Origin of the sequence: Chitinivibrio alkaliphilus ACht1 (assembly GCF_000474745.1) — a bacterium.
GTDB lineage: Bacteria > Fibrobacterota > Chitinivibrionia > Chitinivibrionales > Chitinivibrionaceae > Chitinivibrio > Chitinivibrio alkaliphilus.
This window is the reverse complement of the sequence record NZ_ASJR01000001.1, coordinates 151,735-164,599: the sequence shown is the minus strand read 5'-3', so window position 1 is coordinate 164,599 and position 12,865 is coordinate 151,735. Positions and strand designations below refer to the sequence as shown.

Annotated in this window: 8 protein-coding genes; 2 read left to right on the top strand and 6 right to left on the bottom strand. The window is 43.3% G+C overall.

All coding sequences use genetic code 11. The features are described from left to right. The gene (locus CALK_RS00695; RefSeq protein WP_022635712.1) at positions 1 to 1,038 is read right to left on the bottom strand and encodes a Fe(3+) ABC transporter substrate-binding protein; all 1,038 of its coding nucleotides are present in this window, start codon (positions 1,036 to 1,038) and stop codon (positions 1 to 3) included. Between the two features lie 142 nt (positions 1,039 to 1,180). Between CALK_RS00695 and CALK_RS00690 the strand changes: the two genes are divergently transcribed. Both CALK_RS00690 and CALK_RS11815 read left to right on the top strand, forming a co-directional pair. Then, positions 1,181 to 3,601: a heavy metal translocating P-type ATPase gene (locus CALK_RS00690; protein ID WP_022635711.1), complete on the top strand. Its 2,421-nt coding sequence runs from the start codon at positions 1,181 to 1,183 to the stop codon at positions 3,599 to 3,601. Positions 3,602 to 3,696: 95 nt separating this feature from the next. Beyond that, positions 3,697 to 6,693, top strand: a complete 2,997-nt coding sequence (locus CALK_RS11815) for an ATP-binding protein (RefSeq protein WP_022635710.1) — start codon at positions 3,697 to 3,699, stop codon at positions 6,691 to 6,693. Positions 6,694 to 6,708: 15 nt separating this feature from the next. Here the strand turns inward: CALK_RS11815 and ispF are convergent, their stop codons facing one another. Genes ispF through CALK_RS00660 form a run of 5 tightly spaced genes read right to left on the bottom strand, consistent with a single transcriptional unit; the run spans position 6,709 to position 12,084 of the window. Next, positions 6,709 to 7,188, bottom strand: coding sequence for a 2-C-methyl-D-erythritol 2,4-cyclodiphosphate synthase (gene ispF, locus CALK_RS00680; RefSeq protein WP_034636088.1), 480 nt, complete (start codon positions 7,186 to 7,188; stop codon positions 6,709 to 6,711). 13 nt (positions 7,189 to 7,201) lie between these two features. Next, the gene (locus tag CALK_RS00675) at positions 7,202 to 8,107 is read right to left on the bottom strand and encodes a ribonuclease HIII (RefSeq protein WP_022635708.1); all 906 of its coding nucleotides are present in this window, start codon (positions 8,105 to 8,107) and stop codon (positions 7,202 to 7,204) included. A gap of 7 nt (positions 8,108 to 8,114) precedes the next feature. Beyond that, positions 8,115 to 9,146: a potassium channel family protein gene (locus tag CALK_RS00670; RefSeq protein ID WP_022635707.1), complete on the bottom strand. Its 1,032-nt coding sequence runs from the start codon at positions 9,144 to 9,146 to the stop codon at positions 8,115 to 8,117. A gap of 32 nt (positions 9,147 to 9,178) precedes the next feature. Then, positions 9,179 to 10,618: a M16 family metallopeptidase gene (locus CALK_RS00665; RefSeq protein ID WP_022635706.1), complete on the bottom strand. Its 1,440-nt coding sequence runs from the start codon at positions 10,616 to 10,618 to the stop codon at positions 9,179 to 9,181. Then, positions 10,615 to 12,084: a M16 family metallopeptidase gene (locus CALK_RS00660; RefSeq protein ID WP_022635705.1), complete on the bottom strand. Its 1,470-nt coding sequence runs from the start codon at positions 12,082 to 12,084 to the stop codon at positions 10,615 to 10,617. Before CALK_RS00660 ends, CALK_RS00665 begins: the two co-directional genes overlap by 4 nt. Positions 12,085 to 12,865 lie beyond the last annotated feature (781 nt).

Sequence of the window (12,865 nt, the reverse complement as noted above, 5' to 3'; positions counted from 1 at the left end):
CTATCTCCACGTCACTTTGTCAAAAATTCGTGCCGCACGATTATTGTACTTGCCCAGCTTTTCAAGGGGGATATCCTGGGCAACAAAATCACCCCAACTCTGCACAAGTTCTGAGGGGGTCGCTTCAGGGTGAACCGGGTATTCAAAGTTTGCACTGGCAAAAAATTGCTGAGCTTTTTTTTTGGAGAGATACTCAAGAAGTTGTATTGCCTCGTCCTGGTTTTTTCCATGACGCACAATACCTGCACCACTTATGTTAATATGGGTACCCGTTGATTCCTGATTCGGAAAAAAGATCCCGGCTCGTTTAGCCACAGTAACCTCTTCAGGATCTGCAGAATAGTGCATACGTCCAATGTAGTAAGTATTTAAAATAGCTGCGTCTGCTTCACCGGCAATGACCGCCTTTGCTTGGTCACGATCATTACCCCGGGGAGATCGCGCCATATTACGTACCATACCCTTGGCCCATCTATAGGCGTCTTCTTCGCCCAGGGTTTCTATAAAAGAGGCTAAAAGGGATAGATTGTAGATGTTTTCTGAGCTGCGAACGACCACTCGTCCTTTCCAAGAATCTTCAGCCAAAGCTTCATATGTAGAGAATTCTTCCGGGGATGTTCGTTTTGTATCGTAGACAATTACCCGCGCTCGTTTGGTTAAGCCAAACCAGTGATTTCCACTTTCTCGATACCGCGAAGGGATGTTTTCGCTGAGTACCTGGGAGTGTACGGGAGTAAAGATTCCCCGTTCCTGTGCACGGTGAAGTCTTCCTGCATCAACCGTAATAAGCATATCTGCAGGGGTGTTTTCACCCTCGCGAACAATGCGCTCAGTTAGTTCGTCGGCTCCTCCCTTGAGTGTTTTTACACGGATACCTGTTTGTTCCTCAAATTGTGCAAAGAGCTCATCGTCCACATCGTAGTGTCGCGTTGTGTATACCACAACATGGGGAGAGTCTGCATCAGAAGAAACTCGCTGTAATAGTAGAATACCTGCAAGAAGAACTAATAAGAAAATACTTAGGGTGGATGGCTTCATAAAACATATCTCAAATAAAGTTTTAGACGACTAATATAATTATGTTTACATTCTGTGTCAACAAGGTATTAAAAAATAAGAGTTGAAAAGTTTACAAAAATGATATACATTAATACTATGGCTTGAACACGTTGGAGGTTGTATGAAAAAAACACTGTTTTCTATAACAGGAATGAGTTGTGCGGGATGCGCACGAACAATAGAAAAAGAGTTAGAGAATGCTCCTGGAGTTATGTCGGCGGGGGTTAATTTTCCCGCTGAAAGAGTTGTCGTTGAATATGATCCGCAACAGACAAGCCCCGATCAGCTTCGTACTCTGATCACAACCTTGGGATATAGAGCAGAACAGATACAGAGCAAGTATCGACAAATTTCTGGAAAAATATCCGGAATGAGTTGTGCAAGTTGTGCTAACACCATAGAAAAAAGTCTTACGGCTCTTTCAGGGGTTGAAGAAGTCCGTGTGAATTTTGCTGCAGAAAAGATTACCCTTACGTATGACCCTGTCTCTGTGTCTCAGCGGGAAATTGCGGATCACCTTGCTGGACAGGGGTACACCTTGGTCCTTGCAGATACAGATGAAGAGCAGCATGATCACACTCAAGCTATTTTTCAGCGAATGCTCCTGGCCTCTGTTTCTGCGGGGATCATTATGGCTCTCATGGTGGTGCACATGTTTATTTCCATACCGGGATATTTTCTTATTACAGCTGTACTTGCTATTCCCGCAGTCTTCATTGCGGGGGCAGAAACGCATCGAGCAACGTGGAATGGACTTACCAGAAAATCGGTTAATATGGATACCTTAATTACCATGGGATCGCTTATTCCTTACCTGCTCAGTATGATTGGGTTTTGGTTTGATATAACTACCTTTGTCGAAATGGCTGCTTCAATAATGGCCTTGCATCTTGTTGGACGGTATCTCGAAGCAAAGGCAAAGGGACGGGCTTCACAGGCTATTGAAAAGCTGCTTGCCATGGAAGCCAAAACTGCTCGTGTTGTACGAGAAGACGTCGAACAGGAAATTCCTGTTGAAGAGGTACGTCTGGGTGACATTGTACGCATTAAGCCGGGAGAAAAAATTCCCACAGATGGAGAAATTATTTCTGGTGAGACACGAATTGATGAGTCCATGGCGACAGGCGAATCTCTTCCTGTTCATCGTATTACCGGCGATACCGTAATTGGCTCTACCATAAATCAAACAGGGGCTTTAGATATCCGCGTAACCCATGAGCGCAGTGAAACATTTCTCTCACGGGTAATTCGCATGGTAGAAGAGGCGCAGGGATCAAAGGTTCCCATTCAAGAATTTGCCGATCGCATTACGGGCTATTTTGTGCCTGCGGTTATGATCATTGCTGTAACAGCGTTTTTCTCATGGCTTCTATTTCCAGAGTTTCATCTTTCCATTGTTCGTTTTTTTGATTTTCCCTGGAGTACCACTGAGGTAGCTCCGCTTACCTTAGCAATTCTTGCCATGACAGCTGTATTGGTAATTTCCTGCCCCTGCGCCTTGGGTCTTGCCACTCCTACCTCTCTTATGGTGGGAAGCGGTATGGGAGCCCAACGCGGTATTTTAATACGAAATGGAGAGGCGATTCAAACCATGAAAGATGTCAATCTCATTGCCTTTGATAAAACAGGAACCCTTACACGTGGCACCCCAGAAGTAACAGAGGTAATCTCCACTGATGAAGTAACTTCTCAGGAAATACTCTTTGCTGCGGCAAGTGTTGAACGCTCTTCAGAACACCCCTTGGCAGGTGCAATTCTGGCAGCAGCAAAGGAGCATGAAATTGAGCTGGTAGCGCCTACATCGTTCTCTGCACAGGTGGGCAAAGGGGTAACAGGAGAAGTTGCGGGGCATCAAATTAGTGTGGGAAATCGAAAGATCATTAATTTTGAGAATCTCCCTGAAAATCTTCGTATACGGGCGGCCTCTCTTGAAGACGAAGCAAAGACTGTTGTATTTGTTTCACGTGATTCCCGTGTTATAGGGATTCTTGCCATATCAGATGCCATAAAAGATGATGCGAAAGATGCGGTTGAAGCACTTGCACGTCATGGTATATCTACAGCGATGATAACAGGAGATAATGAGAAAACAGCCCGAGCAGTTGCCGACCAGCTTGGAATTTCTCATGTCATAGCGGAAGTGCTTCCCGGAGGAAAAGTCTCAGAGATAGAGCGATTACAAGAAGTACATAAAACAGTTGCCATGGTGGGTGACGGCATTAACGATGCGCCAGCCCTCAAGCAGGCAAATGTGGGTATTGCCTTGGGAACGGGCACAGATATTGCCATTGAAGCGGGGGATATTACCTTGGTTCGGGGGGATGTCACGGCAGTTGTATCAGCTGTTATTCTTTCCCGTGCCACTTTTCGTAAAATTCGGCAAAATTATTTTTGGGCATGGGTGTACAATGGTGTCGCCATACCTGCTGCTTTTCTTGGTTTGCTCCATCCAATGATCGGTGCTGCCGCCATGGCCATGAGTTCTCTTACGGTTGTACTTAACTCCTTGGGGTTACGACGAATTTCTTTAAAACATACGTAACAGGGAGGACGGGAAGGGGTTTCTTTCCCTCTGCCTCCCATGGCGGCTTCGGATAATGTATATTAGACTATGTCTTGCTGCGTGGGAGGTCCTCCATGAATTGGTACGCACTGCTTCCGTTTTCCGGGTTTATAGTTAATTTATTTCTCAGTTTTAATATTTTCAACAGTGCTCCCAATAAAGTTTCAAATCGATGTTTCTTTAAAATGGCTCTGTTTCTCGCCTTGTGGGGATTAACAGAATTTCTCATATTTTCTGCTCATAGCGTTGATGCCGCGTGGTTTTGGTTTCGCTTTGTTGTGCTCTTTGCCGCCCTTTCTTCAGTAGCAATATTTGAAAGCTATATCGTGTTTACTCGGCGTACCTATTCAGAACACACTCGTATGCTTGTGGTCTTTTTGTATATTTTTGCTGGGGTATTGGGATTAATTAATCTCTTTACAGATGCTTTCCTTGGTATGCCGATTCATTCATCATGGGGCTTCTATCCAACTTTGGGGCCGTACTTTCTGCATTATATTGTTCTTGTCATATCCCTTGTAGGCCTCTCTTTGATCTCGGTGTTTGAATATCTCTTACGTGCGCGGAATAGGGCCGAGCGAATGCAGGCATTCTACCTTCTTATCGCTATTGCAATACCTCTGTTTGCAGGGATAATCAGCGAGGTTATTCCTGTGGTTTCACATATGCCAAGGGTGCCCTTAACGACCTTTTCCACAGCATTTATGGCGCTTATTATTGCCGTGGCAATACGCCGACATAAAATTCTCCCCAGTGTAAAATACCAGCTTAAATATGTGGAAGATAAATATAAAAACCTATTTAATACCATTACTGATCCAATTATCTACATCAACAGTAGCGGGCAGGTCTTGGAGATTAATCAGTCTGCCCAAGAAGCTCTCGGACTCTCCTTTTATCCTACTTCAAAAAAACGGAATCTCTTTGAAGAGCCTTTTTTTCACAACCACAAAGACATGATATGCAGCTGTTTGAAAGAAAAACGAATTGTGGAAGAAGATACCCTTTCCATTGGGGATAACTATTATAGTAACCTTTACATCCCCGTGGAGAATGAACGACAGCAGAAAATATTGATTATTCTTCGGGATATCACCGATCTTACTCTTGCTCAGGAAAAGCATGAAGAGGCACAGCGGAGCTTAGAAGATAATCGCAATAATTTTAAACGAATGACCGATTTGCTGCCCCAATTTTACAGCGAAGTTGATACACAGGGAGTGCTTACTTTTGCCAATAAAAGAATGCTGACAGATCTGGGCTATACAGCTGAGGAAACCCTTGGTATGGAGGTGCGTCATTTTATCCATCGTGATGATTGGCACAAACTTTCCCAAAATATTAAACGTAAAACTTCAACTATGGAAAAAAGTAATGTAGATGAATATCGCTTTATTCGTAAAAATGGAACGACCTTTCCTGCCCTTGTGTACAGTACTCCGCTTTTAAAGAATAAAAAAATATGTGGCCTTTCTTCACTCATTGTTGATATTACTGAGCGAAAAAAAGTAGAGAATAATCTAAAAAAGGCAAAGGAGGAAGAACAGCTCGCGAATAATGCAAAATCAATGTTTCTTGCAAACATGTCTCATGAAATACGCACTCCCATAAATGGTATTATTGGTATGACAGACCTCATGTTACATACCCCTCTCAATGAAGAACAAAGAGATTATGCAGAAACAGTGCATCGGAGTAGTAACTCCCTCTTGCAGATTGTAAATGATATCCTTGATTTTTCAAAAATAGAAGCAGGACAAATGGGTGTTGAAGATATTAGTTTTAGCCTTGCAGCGCTTTTGGATGATTTCTCTCATATGACATCCGTAAAAATACATCAAAAAGGTATTCGTTTTATCTGCGATGAAGATCCGCAGATGCCGCAGTATTATCGAGGGGATCCACATAAGATTAAGCAGATTTTAACGAATCTTGTGGGAAATGCGATTAAATTCACCGATGAGGGACACATTCGTGTACACGTCGGTATGGCTGATGTTTCTTCTGATAAGGACGTGTCCTTGCAATTTTCCATATCCGATACGGGTATCGGTATTGCTCCTGAAAAGCAGGCACATCTCTTTGATCAGTTTACCCAGGTAGACAGTTCTGTCTCTCGAAAATATGGGGGAACAGGACTTGGTTTGGCCATATCAAAACGAATATGTGAGCTTCTTGGGGGAGATATCAGCGTTGAAAGTACTCCCGGAAAGGGAGCAACATTCTCGTTCTCCGTGCGGGTACGAATTGAACAGCATGAGAATACAGAAAAGAATATTACCGTGTCTCCCCATAAAAGGGTGTTATATGCAGCACAGGACTTGGTTGCAAGTGAAAAAGCTGTATTAGAGAGATTCTTCTCTTCCTTTGTAGAAAATGTAGAAGAATGTTCCGACATATCTCATATTTCAAAAGCTACGGAAGAAAAACAGGTAGATCTTATTATTCTTGGAGAAAAAGAGTATACACATCTTCATAACCTATCTAATATGCCCCCTATTCCACGGGTTGTTTTGCAACGCTATGGTATTGTATCAAAAGACATACAGGAAGAACAGTTTCTGTCTCTCCCCTTACGTCCATCTAAGGTGCGGCGCCTTATGTTGCAGCTATTTCAACCACCTACGGATTCCTTTGTTGCAAAACAGCAAGGATCTCCTTCTGTGAAAGAAGTACCGTCATCAGCTCCTTTAATACTCTTGGTAGAGGATAATCCGGTAAATCAAAAAGTAGCCATGAAACAGCTGGAAAAATTGGGGTATCGCGCAGTTGTTACAAACAACGGAAACAGTGCTATACGAATGGCTCTTGAAACCACCTACGATGCTATTCTTATGGATATACAAATGCCTCGTCTTGATGGATTAACAGCCACAAAAATGATGCGAGAAAATGGAATAGCTACACCGATTATCGCCATGACAGCCAACGCCATGGTGGAAGATAAACAAATCTGTATGGAGTCCGGTATGGATGATTATATCTCTAAGCCGGTAAAGCCGGTGGTGCTTCAAGAGGTTCTTGATTACTGGATAACCTTAAAAAGCTCTCTACGCGGCATCTCCATCTAAGAAACTATTCCACTGTCATTTTTGTACTGCCGTGAGGACAACAAATACCTGAATACCCCGTCCTTTACCGCATCCGCTTAAGCCTTCCCCGGTAGTAGCCGTGATTCCGATATCAGAAGGAGACATGCCACAAAGCCGGGCGATATTTTCTTTCATCGCAGGAAAATGGGGCAGGAGTTTGGGTGTCTTCGCTTCAATGGAGAATGAGAGATGTGATATTTCATATGAGCTCATTTGTTTCAGGGCATATTCAAGATAGACCGCGCTATCGGTGATATTTTGTTCTAAACAGAGAATGTCCGCTTGTTTTCCCAACACAGGGGTTCCGGTGATACCTGATATTGCGTTAGTGAGAGCGTGTAACACCACATCTGCATCACTATTGCCAGCAAGCCCACGTTCTCCGGGGAGGGGTACGCCACCAAGAATAAGGGGGCGACTGCTGTTGGGATCTTGGCAAAAACGGTGTGAATCTTGACCAATGGATACTTTAATCATGATGACTCCTTTACATGTTTTTTACTGTCTTGAAATGCATTTTCATAACTTCTGCGCCACGCTCTTTTCCATGGATATGGAAAAATTTTTTTGCCACGGGGATGACGCGATTTGCACACCCCAGAGGAAAGTCAATATCATAGGTTTTCTGCAGTTTTGAAAGCGCTTGCACAAAACTGCTCCGGGCGATAATTGAGGCAGCTGCAATGGCCAGTTCTTTCTCTTCTCCCTTTGTTACAGCTTCTATCGTAAGTTCTTCAAGACCGCCTACGGAGTTTGTAATATGTTGTGATGGCCCAAATTTGTCTGCCACGGCATGAGTAACCGGAGCACCTCGTTCGTTCCATCGTGCTGCAAGGTCTGCCATGGCTCGGCCATGCATCCATCCCAAGAGCTTATTCAGATTTCCGATACTGTCATAGAGGTTGTTGTAAGTTTTCATTCGAGGTGCGACAAGGACGTAATGATCAGGCCATCGGGTCATAATAGTATGTGCCATGGCATGGATTGCCGAATCTTTGAGTCGTTTACTATCACGAATACCAATTTGACGAAGTTCTTGCTCCATCTGCGCTGTTTCAATATAGAAAGCACAACATACTAAGGGGCCGAAGAGATCACCCTTTCCGGCTTCATCTGTGCCAATTCTCGGATGAAATTGTACCGGCTGTCGATCAAAGATAATATCCTCAGCCTTTTGTGCTACTTCATTTTTGGTGTTTCGTACAAGGGAAAGACCTTTTTTTCGGGAGTAGTAGAGGGTTATTTTTCCGGTTTCTCGTGGGCCTTCAACAGTATAAATTGTACCGTAGGGTATTTCTTTTTCTGTACGTATTTCTATGCCGGCCTTGAGTAGATGTTCTTCCCTGCTCTTTACTGCGGTATGTATTTCTGGTTTTATTGAAAATTGAGACATGATTCTCCTATATATCAGTGAGGCTGATAAGGCCCCGTGCAATTTTTCGAATTGTCTTTATCTGTTCTTCCTTACCAAGGATAATTAACTCATCACTCTGCTCAATGGAGGTCATTGACATGGGATTAATCATAATGTTTTCTCCCTTTTTTATGCCGATCACTATTAAATTTGTTTTTTGCGGTATTTGTGCATCTCGAAGAAGTATTCCGGAAAAATCACTTTTCTTAGAAACCTTTACAAAATCAATCCGGAAATTTTCATCCCCCACACGGGTTATAATATCCAGGAAACTCTCAATATTGGGATTAAGAGCGGTTGTTGAGATTCGCTGCGCAGCAATATCAATTTGAGAAACAACCGTATCCGCGCCCGCTTTTTTTAATTTCTTCTCACTGCTTGTTTCTATGGCTCTGGTAATAACACGAATATCTTGGTTTAAGGATTTGGCGGTGAGGGTTAAAAAGACATTTTCTGCATCATTTGCCAGTACTCCAATGAGGGCTTTTGCACGTGAGATACCTGCTGAGATAAGAATTTCATCACGGGTTGCATCTCCCCGAAGTAAGAGTAGAGATGTTTCCGGAAATTTTGCTTCCAAGGCATCGGCAACTCCATCAGACTCCTCAACAACAATAAAGGGTTCTCCCAAATGCAGGAATTCTGCCATGATTTTTTGCCCTGTTTTCCCTGCCCCGCAAATTATGTAGTGGTTTGCTATGTTTTTAATTTCTTTTTTCATTTTTACTCCTTTCAGATACTTCTTCAGTTCTCCCTCGACAAAGAAAACCGTAATAGCACTCAGTCCATACAGTGCCAAGGTGATCCCAAAAATAATAAGAATAATGGTGAATATTTTTCCGGTCTGAGAGAGGGGGTACACCTCTTGATATCCCACTGTGGAAATTGTAATGATTGTCATGTACAAGGCATCAAGAAAGGAATAGCCTTCAAGGGAGATGTATCCCACCACGCCTGAAAGAATTATTGTGATGCATACGAAGAAAAAGAGAAGTACATTTCGTAAATTTTTATCCATACGATTTCCTCACCGTGCACGCACTGTCCATTTTATAACTCCTCCGGAGAAAGAGTTTGGTAGGGCAAATCTCTGATATGCTGCTCATCGTAGGACGGCGCGGAAAACAGAGCCGTTGTATCTCCAACAATTACGATGGAAAACTCTTCAGGATGAATATTTCGTGTTTTTGATTCCTGAATATCCTCAAGGGTGATATGCGAGAGGATTTCTCCATACCGTGTAAAATGATCAAAGGGACGAGTATTGAGGTAGTTTTCTGCGTAGGTAAAAACGAGGTCTTCGCTTGTACGAAAATGTGAAGGGAGAGAGGAGATAAATCGTGATTTTGCCTGCTCGACTGCCTGCGTATCTTCTTTCTTTTGCAATGATTCAGTAATCATCTGTTTTGTAACAAAAAGGGCTTCATTGACACGGCTATTTTGGGTAGAGAAGGTCACATGAAAAGTTCCTGGATAAAAATAACTGCTTGATAATCCAGACCGGATGGAATAGGTGAGCCCTCTGTTTGAACGAATTTCCTGTACAAGTCGTGAGTGAAACCCACCGCCACCAAGGAGGTCGTTATAAATCGTGAGAGGATAAAAGTCTTTATGAGGTCGGGGAAATGTTTGATGACCTAACCGGACAAAGGCTTGATTTGCTCCTGGCCGATGCACCACGGATATTGTCGGTGATGGTGTGTCTATCGAGAGATTAGTGGCTCTTCTTCGTTCCCCCTTTTCTGCCATAGATACAGCAAGAGGAGAGATCGCCTCTTTCGACATATCTCCGGCAAGGGCAAAGATAAGGGCAGTGGAATCTCGTAAAAACGTATGATGATACGCGAGTTTTTCTCGAATAACCTCCGTACTGGGTTCCGCGATTTCATCAGGAGTAAACAGAAGCGAGAGGGGAGAATCGGGATACATGCGATGCTTCCATGCTGCTTGCAAGAGTGCGTGCGGTGTGGAAAACTGTGTGGAAATCTTCTGGTGTATTTGACGCCGTGTCCGTTCTATTTCGGTAGAATCAAAGAGGGGTTTTTGTAATACCGACTCAAGTAGATGCAAGGATTCATCCCAATATCGTGAAAGCCCACGTATGGTTATCCGTGTTGCCACAGTGCTTGAGCGTACAGAAACATCAAGCGCATAGAGTTCCAAAAGGGAATCAACCTGTTCCGGGGAGTGGTCGTGCGCCCCCCCGCGAAATAAGAGCGCATCATAAAAATATGGTTCCCACCCAGCAGCTGCCGACGAAGATCCGCCTTGAAAGGTCAGTTGTAGTGAGAATATGGGAAGTGTTGAGTCTTCTTTTAAAAACAACACAACCTCGGGAGAAAACCGGTGAAAATAAGAGTCTCCCTCAGGTATATCCCAGGTAATGTCGGGAAATGAGATTTCTGTTGGGTGGGGTGTGACATGTGCATAGGCTGTGATTTGTAAGCACAACAGGAGAGCTCCCATCAGAGTTGGTAATGATATTTTCATTCGGTATCTCCTTTCTTATTAATTAAATACCCAACAGTTCTAAAGTCTTTATTTAAGTGTTTTTGTGCTGCTGATTTTGTAGATGTTACGGCGGAAATATTTTCCGTATAGTTGAGAAGTTCCCGCCAGTCTCCAAACTTTTGAAAATAGGCAAGGTTATCAGAGAGTCGCTCTAAATTACGAAGTTCCTTGATAAAAAAGAACTCCAGTTGATTCTGGGTTTTCTCTAATTCAAAGGATGAGGGTTCATGCTGAGCAAGAGCGTCTATTTCCTCAAGAATAATTTCTTCAACACTTCTATGACACGCATCGGGGAGCAGCTCCGCCCAAATATGAAATCGTCCATCGGCAATGGCCCAACGATTTGAGGCTCCTACAGAGACAGCCAGGTTCTCTTCTGTAATCAGACGACGGTGCAGTCGCCCACTCGTACCGGAGAGCATGTTCTGAAGAAGATCAAGGGCATAGCGAGAGGAATCACCATGGCCCGGGGTATGAAAAAGTATGTCTACTCGGGGTGTTTCAGAATCATCAAGAACTTCAAAACGACGGACTCCAAGGGGGGCTGGTTCACGAGTTACGACCATTGGGAGAGGGGTGTCGGGAGTTTTAATATCTCCAAAATATCTTTTTATTGTATCATAGGTTTGTTCTGGATCAATATTTCCCGCAATAACGATCATTGCATTATCCGGGCGGTAGAATCGCCCAATATGTTTCCGTAGTTTTTCACGGGTATAGCTGCGGATATCGCTGTACCAACCGATCGTAGGGTAGCGGTATGGTGAGGCGGTATAAAAAAGAGCATTGAGCTTAAGAAGATAGTGGTTTTTTCCATTGTTTTCGTACACTTGTCGTCGTTCTTCTGTAACAACATCTCGTTCGCTGTAAAACTCACGCAGGACAAGATTCTCCATACGATCAGCTTCGATATTAAAAAAGAGTTCCGTTTTATGGGCCGGCAAGGTGACAATATACGCTGTGATATCGCTGCTGGTCCATGCATTCAATCCCGTTGCACCGGCATTGTTATAGAGTTCCCAAATCTCATCTTTAATGATATACTCTCGTTGTTGGTCAAGAAGTGTTCTGATCTTCCTGTCATATGCTATAATGATTGAATCATCAGGGGTATAGCCCCGGTTCTTTAAAGAGATAATAGAATCAATATAGCGATCTTTTTCTTCCATAATTGGAATTTCAGCTTCGAAATTACGTGTGCCAAGACGGGTGGTTCCTTTAAACATCATATGCTCATACATATGAGAAAGCCCCGTGGTACCGCTCGTTTCATAGTAGGAGCCGCTAAAGTAGTATAGACGACATGACGCCACAGAAACAGTCGTGTCCGGAACGAGAAGGATCTTAAGTCCATTGTCCAAACGATGTTCAATGATGTCAAGGCTTACTGCGCTCAGAGAAAATACCAATACCAGAATTGTTATAATTACACGTTTTTTTTGCAAATTATAACTCCTTTCACATATCAGTTATATTTATGCATATACTATGAAGTAAAATAAAATAGGGTCGCCTTCAGTAGCGACATATGTGGCGTATTGATGAAAAAACGAACTATTTCTCTCTGTTTCTTTCTTGTTCTCATCTTGTCTGTCTGTGGGGCGGTGCTTTTTTCCGGATCCATTCTGCGTCGGAGAATAGAGCGGGAAGTGCGAAGGCTCTTCCCTGATATTTCTTTGGAAAGTGAGGTGAGACATGTGGGATTTTCCTACTTGAATGGTATCGAAATTGGAAAGGTGACCCTTCTTACAGAAAGTATAGCGGAGCAGACTGCTCATGTTGAAGCGGTAGGCCTTGATGCATCCCTCGATCTTCTCAACTTTATTTTTACGGGGGAGTTACACATAACATCTCTTCACGTAGACACCGTGATTTTGGATCTTCCTCTCACTCGTGCGTCTATGTGGGAAGGGGATATAGCCAAGATTGCAGAACACATCATGCAGACAGCTGCAACAAGAATGCTCTTTACAGAGCAGTTACGCCTTTCTTTCTCACACCTGGTTATCCGTGATAAAAATTCTGAAGCATATACTTTTTCACCTCTTTCTGTGAAGCGAGACGGCTACGAACACCTTCGTCTTAGTTTTTACCACGGGGAGTTTGCAGGGCGGGGACGGTGTACCTATTTTGTTGCGGAAATACACGAATACAGAGAAGATATTCTTTCTGCAACATCATCATTTATTGCTCCGTTATTTTCGAAAGAGTATGGGGGGGATAGAA

Bases quoted from the DNA above. Each gene is read 5' to 3' on its own strand.
- CALK_RS00695 (WP_022635712.1), bottom strand. From the start codon at position 1,038: ATGAAGCCATCCACCCTAAGTATTTTCTTATTAGTTCTTCTTGCAGGT.
- CALK_RS00690 (WP_022635711.1), top strand. From the start codon at position 1,181: ATGAAAAAAACACTGTTTTCTATAACAGGAATGAGTTGTGCGGGATGC.
- CALK_RS11815 (WP_022635710.1), top strand. From the start codon at position 3,697: ATGAATTGGTACGCACTGCTTCCGTTTTCCGGGTTTATAGTTAATTTA.
- CALK_RS00675 (WP_022635708.1), bottom strand. From the start codon at position 8,107: ATGTCTCAATTTTCAATAAAACCAGAAATACATACCGCAGTAAAGAGC.
- CALK_RS00670 (WP_022635707.1), bottom strand. From the start codon at position 9,146: ATGGATAAAAATTTACGAAATGTACTTCTCTTTTTCTTCGTATGCATC.
- CALK_RS00665 (WP_022635706.1), bottom strand. From the start codon at position 10,618: ATGAAAATATCATTACCAACTCTGATGGGAGCTCTCCTGTTGTGCTTA.